We start from the raw sequence: 18,911 nt of genomic DNA, 5'->3' as shown, positions 1-18,911 counted from the left end.
GCCGGGCGGCGAAATGGATATGAATGGAGCCGGCGACAGCCGGATCAGGCAGCCGCGCTATTCGCGACGGCGCTCCGCATAAAGCGGGATGACGGCATCGAGCGCAAAGACGGGCTCAACGCCGAAGAACGAGGTCGCGACGAGTGTCGGCACGGCCTGGACGATCGGCCGGGCCGCGACGCGCACCGTGGCCGGAGCACTCGTCCGGGCCGCGGACGATGCCTCGACCACTGACTGATGCAACCGCACCTCGGGCGCCCGCACGCCGGAAATCGCGCCGGTCAGCGCGCTCAGCAGAGCAGTGAGGATGAGAAGCAGTTCCATCGAGCCGTGCGATGTAGTGAGTCGCGCTGCGGGCGTCCAGCAATTGCTCATGGGGAAAGGCCGTTCAATTCTCTGGCAATACCCAGCGGACGGGCACCGTATAATCGCCAACGGTCGGCACACCGTTTCGATCCCGTGCCGGTTTGAACGTCGCACGTTTCATGAGGATCGAACAGGTCGTCGCGTCCAGGCTGGCCGATCGGCTGCTGGCGAGGATGGTACATGCCCTCGGCGAACCCGCGGGATCGATCGCCAGTCTGGCCAGCACTCGCCCCTGCGCTCCTGCGCGGATCGCGTCGCTGGGATAGGCATCAGCGGTGAACCAGCTGCCCGGATTTACCGTTGGTATTGCCTTGGCGCCGGCACGCGCTCGGTCGGGAGGCGGCACCGGCCTTCCCCGTGTCACCAAATTGTCCATGCTCGTCGTTCCCGGATCCCCGATCGAGCCGTCGGGCAAGCGCGGCGTGGTTGGTACGGCCCGGCTTTCTGCCAGTACCGCTTTCCGGTCGGCAACGGCCCGCGCCGATTCCGGCGCCCCTCCGAAGACACCCGGGAGTTTGGAGCCATATTCCTCAATGCCCATCACGATAATGACGACCAGCAAAAGGAGCAGGGCGAAAACGGTCGCCATCACCACCAGGGTGACTGTCCTGCCTTGTCCGATCATCACCTCGCCTCCATCGCCGCCCCGGCGATGATACCGCCAAATTGCACGGTCGCCATGGTTTTGGCCGCGATGCCATTTGCCTCGCGCACGGCGCGCCTTATGAGGGCGCGCATGTCCAGCACCCGCTCCCCGCTCGCGCCTGAAGGCTTCCCTGTTTTGCCCGCGATTCCCGGCGTCACACCGCGCATCGCCCGGGCGCGCTACAAGACCTGGGATCGCTGCGACCTGACCTTCGTCACGCTCGATCCGGGCACCGTCGTGGCCGGCGTGCTGACCCAGAGCCGCTGCCCCTCGCCCGAAGTGGAATGGTGCCGCAAGGCACTGGTGCTCGGCCAGGCACGCGCGCTGGTAGTCAATGCCGGCAATTCGAACGCCTTCACCGGCGACCGGGGGCGCGAGGCCGTCGAGAATCTCGTCGCGCGCGTCGCCACGCGGCTCGGTTGCCAGCCTTCGGACGTGTTCGTCGCCTCGACCGGCGTGATCGGCGTGCCGCTGCCGATCGACAAGAGCGAGGCGGGCCTCGACGCTGCCTTCCAGGCCGATCCGTGCAGCTGGGAAGAAGCCGCGGCGACGATCATGACCACCGACACCTTCGCCAAGGCAGCGGTGACGCAGGCCGTGATCGGTGACAGGACGGTCAACCTGGTCGGCATCATCAAGGGATCGGGCATGATCATGCCCGACATGGCGACGATGCTCGGCTTCATCTTCACTGATGCCGCCGTCGAGCCGGGCTTCCTGCAGGCGGCGCTGTCGGACGCGAACGTGAAGAGCTTCTCCTGCATCACGGTGGACAGCGATACCTCGACCAGCGACACGGTGCTTGCCTTTGCAACGGGTGCGGCAGGCAATGCGCCGCTGACTTCCTCCGACGATGCCGGCGCCGACGCCTTCCGCGCCGCGCTGGCCGATCTCTGCCTCCAGCTCGCCCATCTCGTGGTGCGCGACGGCGAGGGCGCGTCGAAGTTCATCACGGTCGAGGTGACTGGCGCCGAGAGCGACCGCAGCGCGCGGGTGATCGCCCTGTCGATCGCCAATTCACCGCTGGTGAAGACTGCCATCGCCGGCGAGGACGCCAATTGGGGCCGCGTCGTCATGGCGGTCGGCAAGGCCGGCGAGCCCGCCGAGCGCGACAAATTGTCGATTCGCTTCGGCGAGACTCAGGTCGCGCGCGATGGCCTGGCAGTGACGGGCTATGACGAGACGCCCGTCGCGGCGCATCTCAAGGGCAGCGAGATCGATATCGGCGTCGATCTCGACCTGGGCGACGGCCGCGCGACGGTTTGGACCTGCGACCTGACGCACGGCTATATCGCGATCAACGCGGATTACCGGAGCTGAACTCTGTTTACCTCCCCTTCCTTCCACGGCGGAGGCCGGGGTCCATTTGAGGGACGATCATGGTTGAGCGCCGCGCTCAATTACCACGACCTCTCCGACTGGACCCCGGCCTCCGCCGGGGAAGGTAGTTTTGAAAGGCCGACGCAATGCTGACCATCTGGGGCCGCCTCAACTCGCATAACGTAAAGAAGGTCGCGTGGTTCGCGGAAGAAGCAGGCCTGGTTTATGTGCGCCACGATGTCGGCGGCCAATTCGGCATGGATGCCGGGTATCTCGCGAAGAACCCCAATGCGATGATCCCGACGATCGAGGATGGCGAGGTGACCCTGTGGGAATCCAACGCGATCCTGCGTTATCTCGCCGCACGCCACGCCCCCGATCGCTTCTGGCCCGCCAGCCCGGCGGCGCGGGCGATGGCCGATCGCTGGATGGACTGGCAGATCGACTATGCCGAGGCCCAGCGCGACGCGTTCCTCAACCTGATCCGCCGGCCCGAGGACCAGCGCGACGAGGACGCGATCAGGCGCTCGGCCGAGGCGTGCGCGAAGAAGATGGCCGTGCTCGACGCGCATCTCGCGCAGAGCCCCTGGCTGTCGGGCGACGCCTTCGGCATCGGAGACGTACCGATGGGCGTCTATGTCCATAGCTGGTTCACCTTGCCCATCGAGCGCCCCGACCTGCCAAACTTGGCGGACTGGTACGAAGGCCTCCAGGCGCGTGCCGGTTACGCCAGCCAGGTAATGATCCCGCTCACCTGAGTCGCCACGCGGCAAGGGCAGGAAGTTCGCTGTTCCTGCGCGATAACAGGGAAATTAACAGGGAATTCCATTTTTTCGGGCCTGAAGTTCGCCAGTTCTACCAAAATATAGATTATTTTACAATCACTTGATTGGGTTTCCCTGTTCCGGATTAACAGGGAATTCCGTCCGCATAACAGCGAAATTCGCGTGCGGGGCGCGCACCATCCACATCGCCATGAGAAAGAGCCGGCCGAAGCAAGGCCGGGCTTCGTCCGACGTCATAGTGGAGACATCGGATCAGGATTTGAATCGATCGATCGCATTGATGGCGCGGAACGCCATGATGATCATCGCTGATGAAAAAAGGGCCGCGCAGCCTCTGCCGCGCGGCCCCGATCCATTTCGACAGCTCAGATCAGGCGAGCTCGCCCTCGAGCCAAGCCTTGATCCGGCCCTTGGGCTCCGCGCCAACCTTGGTCGCGGCCGGGGCGCCGTTCTTGAACAGGATCATCGTCGGGATGCCGCGCACGCCATATTTGCCCGGCGCGTCGGGATTGTCGTCGATGTTCAGCTTGGCGATGGTCACCTGCTCGCCGAGTTCCTCGGAGATCTCCTCCAGGCTCGGGCCGATCATCTTGCAGGGACCACACCATTCAGCCCAGAAATCGACCAGCACCGGCTTGTCGGAGCTGAGGACGTCAGCCTGGAAGCTGTCGTCGGTGATGTGCTTGGTTGCCATGTCGGGAATCTCCTGTGTTGCCGGCAATCTAGGGAGCCCGGCCAAAGCACTCAACCCGGCAGGTCGTAGCTTTGTTGCGTCGGTGCATAGCCGGGCTTGTGCATCGCGAGGAAAGCGTCCGGCACGATCAGCAGTTTTGGCCCATTGGTGTAGAGCAGCGCGGCCTCGATGACGCGGCCGGGAAAGATCACCCCGAGCGCCTCGACATAGGCCGCCATCTGGCGTGCGTGATAGGGCGGGATCTCCTCGGGCGTCAGCGGGATCTGGCGCCCCGTCTTGAAATCGACCACCTGGATCCGCTCGGGCGTCACGCGCAGCCGGTCCACGGTACCCGACACCACGACGCCGCCGCCGGTCACTGCCGCGATCGGCGCTTCCGCCAGCGAGTCCCGACCGAACAGCTCAGCGAAACGGGTGTCTTCAAGGACAGCGAGCACCGTCCGCGCGATATCCGTCCGCGCATTGGCATCGGCGACCCCGCCGACCCGGTCGAGCCAGCGATCCGCTGCGCTCTTGCGCTCGTCAGGCGCCACCGCAGGCAAGCGCTCGAACAGCGCATGGATCAGCTTGCCACGCTCCGCGGCAACGCGCATCGCCGGGGTAGGCGGCGGATCGGCCACCGCATCCTCGCCCAGCGACGACGGCGCCAGCGGGCGCGGCGGGCGCGCTTCGACCGGCGCGCGCTGCTGAGTCCAGGCAGGCAGCGCAGTCTCGTCCTCGACCTCGGCCGCTTTCCTGGTCGAGACAGGCACCGCGCGTTGCGGCACGATCCCGGTGAAGCTGCGCGCTTCCGACGAAGGCGGCACCTCAAGCGCGGTCATCGCCCGCTCGGCGGCGGCGTACCAGCTCGACGGCGGCGGCTCGCCCTTGGCGAGCGGCCCCAGCGCGCCCGCAATCACCAGCCGTTCCTCCGCCCGCGTCGCCGCGACATAGAAGAGCCGCCAATGCTCCTCCAGCTCGCGCTGCGCATCGGCCTCGAGCACCTCGCCCAAAGGGCCACCGCGCTCACTCGCGCGCGGCCGGAAGATCGGCAGCGCGTTCGCCATGCCCTCCGGTGTCCAGTCGAGCGTGGAGCGCGGCGATTTGGTCGGATCGACCGCCGCGTCGGCCAGGATCACCAGCGGCGCCTGCAAGCCCTTCGCGCCGTGCGCCGTCATCACCCGCACGGCGTCGAGCGGCGCGGAAGGATCGCGCTTGATGTCGACATCGCCGCGATCGAACCAGTCCAGGAAGCGCTGCAGCGAGGGCGTGCCGAGCGATTCGAAGTTGAGCGCGGCGTTGAGCAGTTCCTCGATCGGATCGCGGGCCTCCTGCCCCAGTCGGCGGATCAGCTTGCGCCGCCCGTCGAGCGGGCCGGACAGCATCTCCTCCAGGAATTGATAGGGCGTGGCGATATCCGCGCGGTCGAGCATCCGGTGTAACGGATCGAGCGCGTCGCGCGGCTGGGTGCGCGACAGATGCCGCCACAGGCTGCCGGCCTGGCGCGGGGCCGCCTCCATCAGCCTTTCCTGGCTCCAGCCGATCAGCGGCGAGACGAGCAGGCTGGCGAGCGACAGGTCGTCGCCCGGCTGAAGCACGAACCGGATCGCGGCGAGCAGATCCTGCACCGCCAGCGGCGCGTTGAGCCGGAGCCGGTCGACACCCGCGACCGGCACATTCTCGGCATAAAGCCGCGCGACGACCAGCGAGGCCAGTTCGCCGCGCCGTTTGACCAGGATCATCACATCCTCGGGGCGCAGGGTGCGGCCCTGGCTCTCCAACACCAAAGTGCCGATCCAGGCCTTGACCTGCCTGGCGATCCGGCTGGCGAGCTCACGGGTGGAATCGGCGATCCAGCCTTCCTCATCCTCCTCGCTGCCGCCGGCGATGGTCAGCGGCCAGAGCGTGACGGTCCCCGGCCCTTCCACTTCGCTGGCATGCGGCTCGCGCTCGGCGATGGTGCCGAGCCCCGGCTCCGGGATCGCCTCGATCGCCGCATCGACGAATTCGAGCACTGGCCGGGTCGAGCGGAAACTGTGCGTGAGCGACAGCCGGTCGAAACGCAGCCCCTCCCCGTCCGGCCCCTGCGCATCCTCGGCCAGCCCGCCGAAATGTCGCTCCGCCGCCTGGAAATAGATCGGGTGTGTGCCCTGGAAGCCGAAGATCGCCTGTTTGTAATCGCCCACCGTGAACAGCGTCCGCAACCGCTCGTCATGCGCGCCGAGCCCGGCGAAGAATTCGTCGGCGAGCGCGCGGATAATCGACCATTGCTCGGGATTGGTGTCCTGCGCTTCGTCGATCAGGATATGCTCGGTGACCTGATCGAGCTTGAAGCGCACCCATTCGCCCATGCCGGGCTGGCCGAGCAGGTCGATCGTCGCGCGGATCAAATCGTCGAAATCGACCCCGCCGACCCGGCGCTTGGCGCGCGCATAGGCGGCGGCATAATCGCGCCCGACGTCGAGCGCGTCCGCGAGCAGATCGGCGTAGACGGCACGCACTCGCAGATCGAGCAGTTCGGCGCACCAGCCATAAAGGCCACCCGCCAGCTCGGCATAATCCTCTTCCTGCGGCGCCTGCCCCTTGCTGAAGGAACGCATATCGCCATCCGCCTTCGCCCAGATCTTGTGGAGATCGGCCAGCGACGCGGCGCGCTCGACCACCGGCTTTTCCAGCCAGCCATAGATGATCCCGGCCCGCTCGATCCCGCTTTTAGTGCCCCAGCCGCTATTCATGCCGCCGATCGCGTCGAGCGCTTCGTGATCCACGACGTCGTCGCCACAGGCGCTGAGGATCACGCTCTCGATATCGCCCGTCGGCAAATCAAGCGCACGACGGATGAAGGGCCGCAGCCCGTCACCGCGCGGCAATTCCTCCATCGCGCTCGGCGCACGGGCGCAGGCACGCAGGAAATTCTCCGCCTCGCCCTCGCCTAGCCTTACGCTCAGCCGGCCGATCGTCTCGATCGGCTTGAGTCGGCCGTCGTGATCCGCGTCGACCAGCATTTCGGCCAGCGCCTCGCGCGCCAGCACCGCTTCCTCGCGCCCTTCAAGGGGGCGGAAGCCGGGCACCAGCCCCGCCTCGACCGGAAAAGCCGCGAGCAGGCCCTGGCAGAAGCTGTGGATCGTCTGGATACGCAGGCCGCCGCCCGGCGCATCAAGCACCTTGGCGAACAGGGTGCGGGCATAGGCAGTGCGGCGCGGATCGAGATGGTCCTCGCCCAGCGCGAACAGATCCTTTTTCAGGTCGTTCTCGGGCATGCGCACCCAGGCGGCGAGCCGGGCGCTGATCCGCCCCGCCATTTCCGCCGCGCCCGCCTTGGTGAAGGTCAGGCACAGGATCGCACCCGGATCGACGCCGCGCAGCAACAGGCGGAACACGCGCGCCGTCAGCACCTGAGTCTTGCCGGTGCCGGCCGAGGCGGACAGCCAGACATGCGCGTCGGGCGCGCTCGCCGCGGCCTGGTTGCCCTTCAGATGCGGAAGAGGCCGGTTATCCCCGCTCACGGCCATACCATTCGTCGCGCCGCATCAGCTGGTCATAGTCGGCATAGGGCGCATATTCGGGGTGAAGCTTGGCGGTGAACGCCTCGCTGCCGGTCAGCCAGGCAGCCACCGCTTCGGTGAAATGATGCGCGGCGAGCGCGGGAAAATCCTCCGGGCGCACCTTATCCGCCTTGCCTGCCGGATCGACCGGCGAGGTGATGTAACCGAAGCTGTCGTTGCGCTTGCCCAGCGACCAATATTCGAAGCCCCGCGCCTCGCCGCTTATGCCCTCGAACCCACCACGCTCGGCGATCAGGCCGAGCAGTCCAAGTTGCAGGCTGAACCCGGCGCGTACCGAGGCTGGCGACGGTGCCTTGCCGGTCTTGTAGTCGATCACCGACAGCGAACCGTCGGGCAGTCGGTCGATCCGGTCGAACTTGCCGGTCAAGGTGACGCCGGCAATGTCGATCTTCCCCTCCTTCTCGACCGCCAGCACCTTGCGGCCCAGCGCCGATCCGCGCGCGATCTCAGCTGCGATCCAGTCTATCGCCTCCATCAGCCGCGGCTGCCACAGTGCGCGCATCATCGGGTGGGTGCGCTCGTCCGCCAGCATCGCCAGTGCGCGCCGGCGCAGCGTATCGGGCGCGCAATCGTCCTCGCGGGCCCACACCTCGAGGATCTCGTGCACCGCCGTGCCGCGCCATGCCGCGCTGGGATCGGCATCGACCGGATCCAGCGCCATCAGTCGCAGGATGCGCTTGGCGTAAAAAGCGTAGGGATCAGCCTTGAGCCGGTCGACATCGGTGACGGCAATGCGCTTCGGCCGCAGGATCGCGGGCGGCGACGGCGCGGGCTGATCCGCCGGCTCGTGCGTATCCGGGCGGTCGAGCGCCCGGGTCCAGCGCTCCAGCGCCAGCGCGCGCTCGAACCGCTCGCCGGCCAGCGCCTGCAGCCGCAGCCAGAAGCGCGAGGCAATCGCCGGCTGGCTGGCATCACGGCGCGCTCGCGTGATCAGCGCCTGGGGAGCGCCCAGCGCTCCCGCCAGATCATGCGCCGACACGCCGACACGGCGTTCGAGGCCAGGCAGGCCGAGTTCCGCACGGATACGCGGTGCCAGCCATGGGTCGGGCGCGGGCTGGCCGGGCCAGGTGCCTTCGTTCAGCCCGCCGAGGATCATCAGGTCGGCGGTCTGCAACCGAGCCTCGATCAGGCCGTAGATCGCCAGGCGCGGGTGGCCGCCCTGGGGTGGACGCACCGCCGTCTCATCCATCAGGGTCTTGAGCAGTGGCGCCAGGCTGGCAGGATCGACGCTGGCAGGGCCGGCATCGGCCTCCGCTTCGAGATCGGCGAGCAGTTCGGACGCGGCGCGCCCGGCCGGGCCGCTCCACAGCGCATCGCCGCACAGCGCCTGCGCCGTCTCGCGGAGCGCGGCGACCAGCATCGCCAAAGGCTGCGCGTCGCCGTCGAAAACCGCTTCAATCGGCGCCAACAGCGCGCGCGCCTCGGGCCACCAGGCCGCCGCTTCGGCGAACAACCGCCGTTCCCGCTCCGATGGATTGGCGAGATGAGAGTCGATCCCCGCCAGCCCCGCCGCCGGCCGCGGCCCGCGCAACACCCGGTCGAGCGCGCGCGCCCCTTCGAGCCATGCGCTACGCCCCTCGCCGAAACGCACCAGCGGATGCTTGAGCAAGGTCAGCAGCGCGAGCGGCGCGAACCGCTGGGTCGCGGCCTCGGCCAGCGCGGTCAGCAAGGTGCCCGAGGGCAGGATCGACAAGGGCCGACCGGCGGAATCGTCGATCTCGATTCCCCAGCGCGCCACATGCGCCGCCACCCTGCGCGCCAGCGCGCGATCCGGCGTTACCAGGGCGGCGGTGCGGCCCGGCATCTCCAAGACTTCGCGCAACGCCAACGCGATCGCCTGCGCTTCCTCGGCCGGTGTCGCCAGTTCGGCCGCGGCGATGCCCGACAGCCGGCGATCCTCCGCTTCGAGCCCGGTCCATTTCCCGGTGAATTCGGCGGGCGCCAGTGCGTTGCCAATGGCACGTCCGCGCGCCGCGGTCGCGTCATGCCCGCCGCCGTCGCGCCAGGGCAGGAACTCGTCGCGGTTCACGCCCATCCGCCCGAGCAGCAGCTTCAGATGGAATTGCGGATGAGTCTCGATCGAGCGGCGGCGGAAACCGGTGACGGGATCGGGCTCGTGCGGCCCGAGCGCCTGCCATTCCTCCTCGTCCATGCCGGTCGCCAGGTCGGCCAGCACCACCATGCCCCACGGCAGCTCCGACACGCAGCGCAGCAGCAGCCCCACGGCCGGCGCGGAATCGGTAATGCCGGCGGCACACACGAAGCCGGCCGGCGGTATGTCTTTCCACCGCGCGGCCAGCCGGCGCAGCAAGCGTCCGCGCCGATCGGCGAGGTCGATCCTGCCCAGCCGCTTCAGCTCGCCCGGCCAGCGATCCAGCACGATGCCGAACAACGCCAGCGCCCGACGCCAATGGTCCGACAGCTCCTCGCTGAGTTCCAGGTCGCGCAACTTCGCCGGCGCCACCTCCTCGACCAGCAACTGATCGAGTGTCCGCGCCAGATCGCCCGCCAGCCGCACCGCTTCGGCGGCGTCGACCGGCTGGCCCGTCCGCGCCCGCTCCTCGGCCACCAGCCGCGCCAGGATCATCCGGCGCTGGAGTGGCGGTACCGCAGGCGGCACCGGATCGCTGTCGTCCGCCGGATCGAGCGCTGCGCCCGTGGCTTCGTCCAGTTCGCCGATCGACACCAGCCGCGGCAGCAGCAGCCCGCCCTCGCTGGCGCGCACGAAGGCGTCGGTCATCGCCCGTTTGGCGCGATTGTTGGGCAGCAGCACCAGACCGCGCGCGAGCCCCAGCGGTTCCCCGCCGAAGCGCCGGATCAACCCGGCGGCGAGCGCGTCGGCAAAGGCCCGGTGCGCTGGGATGGTGAAGAGGGCCGGTTTGACGGCCTCAGCCATCAGCGAGGATCGCCTCGGTCTGCCCAATCGCGCCCGGCGTACCGACATCGAACCACAGGCCCTGATGGACCAACCCATAAGCGCGCCCTGCGGCGATCGCGCGTTCCCAGAAGACCATCGTCGAGAAGGGTCCCTCCGGCCAGTCCTGGATCACGCGCGGCGACAGTATCTGCACCCCGGTATAGACGAACGGCGCGGGCCGCCCGGGCTGGCGACGCTTGGTAATCAGTCCATCGGGCGCGAGATGGAAATCGCCCTGCCCGCCATGATTATACGCCTTGGCGAGCGGCACCATGAGCAGCAGCGCGTCCATCGCCGCATCGTCCCACCGCGCGGCGAGCAGCCGGATCGCGTCGGCCGGTCCATCGACCCAGAGATTGTCGCTGTTGACGACGAGGAACGGCTTGTCGCCGATCAGGTCGCGTGCCTGAACGATGCCGCCGCCTGTCTCCATCAGCCTGCCACGCTCATCGGATACGGCGATTTCAATGCCTTTGACCCGATTCATCAGATGCGCTTCGAGCGCATCGGCGAGATAATGGACATTGACCACCGCGCGCTTCACGCCGGCGCTGCGCAGCCGGTTGAACACATGATCGATCAGCGGCTTGCCCGCCACCTCGACCAGCGGCTTCGGCCGCGTGGCGGTCAGCGGGCGCATGCGCTTGCCCAGGCCCGCCGCCATCACCATCGCGGTTTCGGGAACGTCGCCGCCGGGGTCGGGGCGGATCGCTAAAGTTCGCTTGGTCGTCATTGGCCGGAAATCACCATCGGGTCGCCGCGCCTGTCGGCAGGGATGTTGGCGTCGAACCACGTCTTGACCGGTGCCAGCGCCGGATGCGCCAGGTCGCGATCGAGATAGCGCCAGACGCGCGGGCACAGCGCCGAATAGCGCAGCTTGCCGTCGCGCTTCCACAGCCGGGTGAAGATGCCGACGATCTTCGCGTTCCGCTGCGCGCCCAGGACATGATAGGCGATGTCGAAATCCTCCCCGGCGCCGGTGATCCGCGTGTACCGCGCAAGCATGACGCTTTCGAGCGCCGGATCCACATCGCGCCGCGCGTCCTGCAACAACGAGACCAAGTCATAGGCGGGATGGCCGGCCAGCGCATCCTGGAAGTCGAGCAGGCCGAGCGTGTCGGTCCCACCGATCAGCATCAGATTTTCGGCATGATAATCGCGCAGCACCGTCACGACCGGCCCGGCGAGCGCCGCGTCGAACACCTTGTCCCACGCTGCGTCGTAGCCCGCCTGATCGGCCTCTATGCCGACCGCCGGGCAATACCATTCGGTCAGCAGATTGGCCTCGCGGTGAAGCACCGGACGGTCATAAGGCGCCAGCGGCCCGGCCTCGTGCTGGTGAAGCCGGATCAGGATATCGATCGCGGCCTCGTACAGGCCGGTCGCGCGCCCGGCCTGCGCGTCGACCGTTTCGCGCATCCGGATGTCGCCGAAATCGTCGAGCAGGACCAGGCCCCGGTCGAGGTCGACGCCGTGGATCGCCGGTGCGGCGAACCCCCGTTCGCCCAGCCATCGCGCGACGTCGATAAAGGGGCGCGGATCTTCCTGTGGCGGCGGCGCATCCATCAGGATCGCGCTGCGATCGCCCGCGACGACGCGAAAATACCGGCGGAACGAGGCGTCGCCCGCCACGGGGAGGATGTCAGCCCCTTCCCAGCCATTCGCCGCGAGGAAATCGGCCGCGGCGGCCGGCGGGGTCATATCTGCTGCCATCGCGCCCTCCAAGCCGCCGGCACCCCGGCTGTCAAGGCGCGGGTGCCATCGGGCTCGATCGTCAGGCTCAGTGCCAGCGCCTCGGGCCACATGCCGGGCGCGCGTTCGGGCCATTCGACGATCAGCAGCGAATCGGACAGCGCCTCGTCGAGCCCGAGCTCCTCGATCTCGTCGGGGTCGTCGATCCGGTAGAGATCGACATGCAGCACCGGAAACCGCACCTCGGGCGGCGCATAGGGCTGCACGATCGCGAAGCTCGGGCTAGGCGCCTCGCCCTCGAGCCCCAAAGCAGCGAGCAACCCACGCGCGATGCTCGTCTTTCCGGCACCGAGCGGACCGGTCAGCGCGATGACATCGCCCGGTCCGGCGAGTTCGGCGAGACGCGCGCCGAGAGCCTCGGTCGCGGCGGGGTCGGCAAGCGTTATCGCCATTTCAGTAGCCGATCATCAGCATGTCGAGCGCACCCATGATGGCGTCGTGCTCCCGCTCGAGCGTTCCGACCCGATTGCCGATGAGATTCTTCCCGATGGCGGACGCATACTGCGTCATCATCACGACCCGTTGCCCTTCAACGGCGAAAATTGGATTGAGCCGGCCCGCCGGCTTGGGCGCATCCTCGAACACGAACAGGGGCACGGTGAAGCGCGTATCGAGATTCCGGAGCAGGTCGGATTGGCAATCCAGTAGGTATCCGCGCTCGCCGTGCCGTTGATAGATATCGAATCGGGCCATCAGAAGAGGCGGTATTTCTCGAGTGGCAAGCCGTGTTCGGCGACATAGGCGTTTGAGGCCTCGATCGCCTCGCGATTTTCCTCGAGCCAGCGCCGCCCGCGCTCTTCGGAAATCTGTTTCGCCAGCCCCTCTTCGCAAGCGCGCGAAATGTTGATGCCCAGTTCTCTGGCGTCCTCGATCATCGCGGCATCGAGCGAGACGTTGGTCGGCCGCCGAAACGGCGTCTTCGTTTCACGGACGGTAGATCGCGTCATGGAAAGCCTCCAATCTATGCGCATATAGTATGCGCATAACCATGCACATTCAAGCTAGCGCCGCGGCAATGTGACAGTGATAAAAGTCCCTTCGCCCGGCTCCGATACCAGGTCGATCGTTCCGCCATGCGCCTCGACGAACTGCTTGGCGAGCGGCAGGCCGAGCCCCAGCGACCGCTCGCCACCGGGCGAGACGCCCGGCTCCGCGAAGCGGTCGAACGCATGCGCGACCGCCTCGCGCGTCATGCCAGCCCCGTCGTCCGACACCACGATCCGCGCCGCTGCCGCAGTGCCGTCGAGATGGAGCAGGATACGGCCGCCCTCCGCGGTGCCGCCAATGGCGTGCCTCAGCAAATGCTCCACCACCTGGCGCAAGCGCTTTGCATCGCCCTTCACGGCGCCGGCCGAAGGCAAAATCTCGACCGCGAAATCGAGCTGCTTGCGCGCGGCCAGCGGTTCGACCGCCGCCGCGGCCGCGCGCGCGACGCCGTCCAGATCGACCTCGATCATCTCCAGCACGGGCGTGCGCCCCTCATTCTGGGTGAGATCGAGCACCTCGTCGACGAAGAAGCCGAGCCGCTCGACCGATTCGAGGATCGCCGCGACATAGTCATGCGCATCCTTGTTCAGCTTGCCGGCATAACCCTCGGCCAGCATCTCGGCGAAGCCGCTGATCGACGTGATCGGGGTGCGCAACTCATAGCTCATATTGGCCACGAACGCGGTCTTGACCCGGTCGGCCGCTTCCAATGCCTCGTTGCGGTCGCGCAGCACGCGTTCGATCCGGCGGCCGTCCGAGATGTCGAGCATCGTGAACAAGCCGTTGCCGTCAGGCAGCGGCACCGCGGCCAGCTCGAAGAAGCGCCCGTCGGCGAATTCGAGCTCGCCGCCGCGCTGCTGCCGTTCGACGGTCGCCGCCCGCACCAGATCGCCGATCAGCGAGGCGCGCCGCGGCTTGGCGAGTTGCCGCGCCGCGGCCTCCGCCAGCTTGTCCACGCCGGGATGGCTGGTCAGGAATTCCTCGTCGAAACCCCAGAGCGCGCGGAACTTGTTGTTCCACAACTGCAGCCGCCCGTCCGCGGCGAACACGCCCAGCGCTTCGTAGAGATTGTCGAATGTCGCGGTGCGCACCCGCAGCAGCGTATCGCGCGCGCTGGCGAGCTGGACCTGCTCGGTGCGGTCCTCGAAGATCAGCAACAGGCCCCCATCGGGCAAGGGCTGCGCCACGACACGCAGATGCACGCCGCCCGGCAGATGCCAATGCTCCTCGATCGCACCGTCCGCCTCCAGGAACCAGTCCCGCCGCTCCGCCTTCCAGCCCGGGAAGTCCCGTACCTCCGGCAAGCGGTTCGCTTCGCGCATGCGCTCGAGCACCCGGTCGAATTCCGGCCGATCCGCGAGCCACTCGCTGTTGATCGCGAACAGCCGGCGGAAGGGCTGGTTGCAAAAGGCGAGCGTTCGATCAGCGCCGAACTGAACCACGCCGGCGGACAGCCGGTCGAGCAACGCGCGTTGCGCCTCCGCGAAGCGCTTGATGCCGCTTCGCGCCTGCTCCAGCTCCTCGATATCGACGGCAAAGCCCGCCACGCCACCGGTCGGCAAGGGCACGTCGTAAACGCACAGCATCCGCCGCATGGTCCGGATCGTCGCGGGCATGCTCTGCATTTGCGGCTTGCCCGTATCGCGCGCGACCACCGCGTTCGCCAGCGGTCCGCCGATGCCGGATCCCTCGACCAGCTCCACGCCGCGTCGGATGACGTCCGCGGCATCGGGTGCTTCGACTGCCTCGACATAGGCGGAATTGACCATGGCCAGGCGCAGGTCGGGCCCGCGATACCACATCGGCAGCGGTGCCGCTTCGATGAGCCCGGTCAAGGCATCGAAGGCGGCGCGTGCGTCCGCCCGCTCCGCGTCGAGTCTGGCGATCTCCGCCTCGCTCTCCGTCGCATCGAATATCCAGAGCACGACGCCGCCCGGCGCCTGCAGGTCGCGCGGCGCCCTTTGGCCCTTGATCATCAACGCGCGCGACGATCCGCGCGCGCGAATCGACCGCGAAAAGCTGCGTCCGGACTTTTGAGCCGCCGCGACGTCAGCGGCGATGGCATGTGCGTCCTCCGGAGTCAGGCCGCCGTCCTGTCCGGCCAGATCGTCGAGATAGCGGGGCATCGGCGACAGGCCCAGCCAGCCTGCCAGTCGATCCGACAATTCCAGCCGGCCATCGGCCCGCACGATCATGGCCAGCGCAGGGGCAGAGCCGACCAGGGCCTCCAGGCGCGCATTCGCCTCCAATGTCGCCACCGCGTCGCGGCGCGCCCTGAAGCCGGCATAGAGCGCGGCACAGGCACCGGCAATCAGCACGGCGAGCACTATTCCCGCCACCATGCCTGCGACCGTCGAAATCTGACTCACCACAGCCCCTTTTGACCCGACCGCACAGCGGGCGCTTCACGAGGCCTGTCCTAGGACATCCCCCGTGCAATTTCAAAAACCATGGAAGGCCCGAAAACGAGGTCACATTGGGGCAATGTGTGATATTTGCGAAACACCGATGACATTGAAAAGTTATAATTGATGAACAGCTCTTGAACGTAAGAGTGGTTTTTCGCAAACTACCGGTCGGGGGGCCCAGAAAAGGGGCCAAAGTAATGCGAAAGAACCAATTTCGTTCGTCGAGCGCCTTGTGTTCAATCACCTTTGTCGGCGCGCTCATGATCACCGCACCCGCCGCAGCGCAGACCGCGGCGGACCCTGCAGCACCTAACATCGCGCAGCCTGACCAGCCGGCGGATACGGCGGCCAGCGACGACGGCGACATCGTCGTCACCGGTTCGCGCATCAGGCGCCCGAACCTCAGCTCGCCGATCCCGGTCACGAGCGTGCAGGGCGAGGAATTCTTTCAGACAGGCAAGACGTCTATCGGCGATGTGCTGAACGACCTCCCTGCCTTGCGCAGCACGTTCAGTCAGGCAAACTCCACTCGCTTCCTCGGCACGTCCGGCCTCAACCTGCTCGATCTGCGCGGTCTCGGCACACAACGTACGCTCGTGCTGGTGAACGGCCGGCGCCATGTGGCGAGCGACATTCTGAGCACCGCAACATCGGTGGACACCAACACCATTCCAACGGACCTCATCGAACGCGTCGACGTCGTCACCGGCGGCAACTCCGCGATTTACGGATCGGATGCGCTGGCGGGCGTCGTCAACTTCATCCTCAAGGACAATTACGAAGGCGTGCAAATCCGCGGTCAGGGCGGCGCCAGCAAATATGGCGATGCCGGGTCCTATTATCTCAGCGCTCTTGCCGGCACGAACTTCGCGGATGGCCGCGGCAATATCGCGATCAACCTCGAATATGCGCACCAGGAGGATTTTTACGCGTCCGGTCGCGATTACTCGCGCCGGAATGACGCTTTCATCACCGTGGATTCAGATCCGGCCGGCACTCCCAACGGCAGTGACGGCATCCCGGACAGGGCATTTGTGCGCGATCTGCGGAGTGGCACCTACAGCAATGCCGGCACCTTCCTGCTGTGTTGCCGAACCGGTGGCGGAAACGGCATCGCCTATCAGCCCTATATTTTCCAGCCTAACGGCACCTTGACGCCTCAGACGGGCACGATCACCAATGCGCTGTCGTTCACGCCCAGCTATGTCGGCGGGAACGGCGACAACTTCCGCGACGGAACGCAGTTCGCGTTCCAGCCGAAGCTCGATCGCTATAGCGCCAACATCATTGGTCATTTCGAATTCAGCAGAGCGTTCGTTCCCTTTATCGAGGGAAGCTATACGCGGACGGATTCCATCGGCAGCGCAAGCGGTCCCTTTTTCACGTCCTCCTCCGGGTCGCTTCGCGAGGCATATTTCAGCGACAACCCATATCTGACGCAGCAAGCTCGCGACCTTTTCCTTCAGCAGGATTCATATGATTCGAACTGCTATTATGTATCGGGTGGCGATGGCGTTCCGGATGCGGATCGCCAGGGCGGTCAATGCGGTGTCAAAATCTACAAGAATGCCGTCGACCTGACCAACCGAGTCGAAACCGCGCGACGCGAAACATACCGGGCGGTGCTCGGCGCCCGCGGCGATTTCAACGAGGATTGGCACTACGAAATTTCTGCCAATTATGGCGAATTTCGCGAACACACCGCAATTCTCGGCAACGTGAACCTGCAACGCTATCTTCTCTCGATCGACGCCGTCGACCAGGGCCAATACCAGAATGGCACACCTAACGGGAATATCGTCTGCCGTTCGAAGATCGATCCCAGTGCCGCCTTGCCGTTCGAGGGTGCCAACAATTCCTCCTTCGCGTCGTCGCTTCTTGCAAATGATGTCGCGCAGTGCGTGCCCGTTAATCTGTTCGGTTCGGGCAAGGTCACCGACGCGGCACGCAACTATATTCTTCAGAACTCTTACGCAGACGGCAAGATCACTCAGCTCGTACTCGGAGGGTTCGTAACCGGTGATACGAGCGAGTGGTTCAACCTGCCAGGTGGCCCAGTCGGCTTCTCGGTCGGCGGAGAATATCGCCGGGAAACGGCATTCTACCAACAGGACAATATCACTGCCGCCGCCCTGACCTTTTACAACGCGATACCGGAATTCAACCCGCCCTCCTTCGAGGTCAAGGAAGCTTATGGCGAGCTCCGCTTGCCGATCCTGAAGGACGTTCCGTTCTTCCACGAACTGACTGTCAGCGGTGCGTTGCGAGTCGCCAACTACAAGGGCTCGACGGGCACTGTCCTCTCCTACAATGGCGGCGTCGAATGGTCGCCAGTCCGATCGTTGAGGCTGCGCGGCAATTATGCGCGGGCGGTTCGTGCACCAAATCTGAGCGATCTCTACACTCCGCTCGGGCAAAATTTCGATACGGTCTACGATCCTTGTGACAATACCCATATCGGCGCCGGATCGACGACGCGCGCGGCTAATTGTCATTCCGACGGCGTGCCAGCGGCCTATAATTTCGAATATATCAGCTCGATCGGGTATCTTTCGGGCGGCAACTCGGATTTGAAGGCCGAGAAATCGGATTCTTTCACGATAGGTGGCGTCTTCCAGCCAACTTTCCTGCCCGGCTTCTCCTTTTCAGCCGATTATTACAACATAACGGTGAATGACGTCATCACGTCGCCCGGGACTCAGGAAGTTCTCAATGCGTGTTATGATGCAGCGAACCTGAATAACCAGTTCTGCAACCTGTTCTCACGCTACACCGGCACTGGAATCGGGCCGGCGGGCGAAGTCCAGGGCCAGATCCTCAACAACAGTTTGCACCTCGTGCCGTTGAACTATGCGAAGCTGCAAGTGAGCGGCGTCGATTTTGATCTCGGCTATGAACGCGATATCGGCGGGATCGGACATCTGTCGATCCATGGTATCTACACGCGCGCGCTTCAGAACAACTCCTATCTCGATCCGACCGATCCGGGGCGTTACGATCAGATACTTGGTGAACTTGGGGACCCCAAAAACACCTTCAATATCGAAACCTCGTTCAAGACCGGCCCGGTCACGTTCGGCTATAAATTCCGTTATATTGGCCGCATGGTCCCCGGCTTCTGGGAAGATGCTCATGGCGTGCAGGATCGTGCTCCACAGAATGCCGACGCTTATCCAATCGAATATTACAAGCCCGTCGCCTATCACGACGTGCGTCTCCAGGTCGACGTCAACAAACGATACAATATGTATATCGGCGTGGACAATTTACTGAACAAGCGTCCGCCTTTCGGCTTGACAGGTGCAGGCGAAGGCAGCGGAATCTATACGAATCTCGGTGCATTTGCTTATGCCGGCTTCGTCGCCAAGTTCTGATCGCAACGCTTACGGTGTCGGCGCTGCGGCACAGCCTCCCAATCGCCGCTCGGTCTACCCGGGCGGCGATTGCTTTGCCTGGGCCGATATCACGGCGTAACAATGACGCCGATCGGA

The 18,911-nt window shown here is 65.8% G+C and carries 14 protein-coding genes; 3 read left to right on the top strand and 11 right to left on the bottom strand.

The annotated features are described in order from the left end of the window. Positions 1-57 precede the first annotated feature (57 nt). Both ACZ1I2_RS14305 and ACZ1I2_RS14300 read right to left on the bottom strand, forming a co-directional pair. Complete coding sequence (locus ACZ1I2_RS14305; RefSeq protein WP_465176795.1) at positions 58-324, bottom strand: hypothetical protein; 267 nt, start codon at positions 322-324, stop codon at positions 58-60. Between the two features lie 64 nt (positions 325-388). Then, entirely contained in the window at positions 389-991 is a 603-nt protein-coding gene (locus ACZ1I2_RS14300) for an energy transducer TonB (protein WP_465176796.1), read from the bottom strand. Between the two features lie 111 nt (positions 992-1,102). Here ACZ1I2_RS14300 and argJ point away from each other — a divergent pair, with 111 nt between their 5' ends. Next, positions 1,103-2,332 carry a bifunctional glutamate N-acetyltransferase/amino-acid acetyltransferase ArgJ gene (gene argJ, locus ACZ1I2_RS14295; protein ID WP_465173474.1) on the top strand — a complete coding sequence of 410 codons (1,230 nt, stop codon included), beginning with the start codon at positions 1,103-1,105 and terminating at the stop codon, positions 2,330-2,332. A 146-nt stretch (positions 2,333-2,478) separates the two neighbouring features. After that, complete coding sequence (locus tag ACZ1I2_RS14290) at positions 2,479-3,090, top strand: glutathione S-transferase family protein (RefSeq protein WP_465176797.1); 612 nt, start codon at positions 2,479-2,481, stop codon at positions 3,088-3,090. 397 nt (positions 3,091-3,487) lie between these two features. On the opposite strand, the gene trxA is transcribed toward ACZ1I2_RS14290, so the two are convergent. Genes trxA through ACZ1I2_RS14245 form a run of 9 tightly spaced genes read right to left on the bottom strand, consistent with a single transcriptional unit; the run spans position 3,488 to position 15,354 of the window. Continuing rightward, complete coding sequence (gene trxA / locus ACZ1I2_RS14285; RefSeq protein WP_465176798.1) at positions 3,488-3,811, bottom strand: thioredoxin TrxA; 324 nt, start codon at positions 3,809-3,811, stop codon at positions 3,488-3,490. A gap of 50 nt (positions 3,812-3,861) precedes the next feature. Next, positions 3,862-7,302 carry a double-strand break repair helicase AddA gene (gene addA / locus ACZ1I2_RS14280; protein WP_465176799.1) on the bottom strand — a complete coding sequence of 1,147 codons (3,441 nt, stop codon included), beginning with the start codon at positions 7,300-7,302 and terminating at the stop codon, positions 3,862-3,864. Continuing rightward, positions 7,283-10,252, bottom strand: a complete 2,970-nt coding sequence (addB, locus tag ACZ1I2_RS14275; protein WP_465176800.1) for a double-strand break repair protein AddB — start codon at positions 10,250-10,252, stop codon at positions 7,283-7,285. Before addB ends, addA begins: the two co-directional genes overlap by 20 nt. Further along, positions 10,245-11,006 (bottom strand): nucleotidyltransferase family protein, encoded by a 762-nt coding sequence (locus tag ACZ1I2_RS14270; RefSeq protein ID WP_465176801.1) that lies wholly within the window; start codon positions 11,004-11,006, stop codon positions 10,245-10,247. Before ACZ1I2_RS14270 ends, addB begins: the two co-directional genes overlap by 8 nt. Next, the gene (locus ACZ1I2_RS14265; protein ID WP_465177139.1) at positions 11,003-11,974 is read right to left on the bottom strand and encodes an aminoglycoside phosphotransferase family protein; all 972 of its coding nucleotides are present in this window, start codon (positions 11,972-11,974) and stop codon (positions 11,003-11,005) included. The genes ACZ1I2_RS14270 and ACZ1I2_RS14265 overlap by 4 nt, the downstream gene beginning before the upstream one ends. After that, positions 11,971-12,417 (bottom strand): tRNA (adenosine(37)-N6)-threonylcarbamoyltransferase complex ATPase subunit type 1 TsaE, encoded by a 447-nt coding sequence (gene tsaE, locus ACZ1I2_RS14260; RefSeq protein WP_465176802.1) that lies wholly within the window; start codon positions 12,415-12,417, stop codon positions 11,971-11,973. The genes ACZ1I2_RS14265 and tsaE overlap by 4 nt, the downstream gene beginning before the upstream one ends. A 1-nt stretch (position 12,418) precedes the next feature. Further along, the gene (locus ACZ1I2_RS14255; protein ID WP_465176803.1) at positions 12,419-12,718 is read right to left on the bottom strand and encodes a CcdB family protein; all 300 of its coding nucleotides are present in this window, start codon (positions 12,716-12,718) and stop codon (positions 12,419-12,421) included. Next, a complete protein-coding gene (locus ACZ1I2_RS14250) occupies positions 12,718-12,972 on the bottom strand; it encodes a type II toxin-antitoxin system CcdA family antitoxin (RefSeq protein WP_465173483.1) in 255 nt (84 codons plus the stop codon). The genes ACZ1I2_RS14255 and ACZ1I2_RS14250 overlap by 1 nt, the downstream gene beginning before the upstream one ends. A gap of 54 nt (positions 12,973-13,026) precedes the next feature. Continuing rightward, positions 13,027-15,354: a sensor histidine kinase gene (locus tag ACZ1I2_RS14245; protein WP_465177140.1), complete on the bottom strand. Its 2,328-nt coding sequence runs from the start codon at positions 15,352-15,354 to the stop codon at positions 13,027-13,029. Between the two features lie 326 nt (positions 15,355-15,680). Between ACZ1I2_RS14245 and ACZ1I2_RS14240 the strand changes: the two genes are divergently transcribed. Next, positions 15,681-18,794, top strand: coding sequence for a TonB-dependent receptor domain-containing protein (locus tag ACZ1I2_RS14240; RefSeq protein WP_465176804.1), 3,114 nt, complete (start codon positions 15,681-15,683; stop codon positions 18,792-18,794). Positions 18,795-18,911: the final 117 nt, after the last annotated feature.

Source organism: Sphingomonas sp. BL-S-29 (genome assembly GCF_055521495.1).
This window is presented reverse-complemented; position numbering and strand designations above follow the sequence as displayed.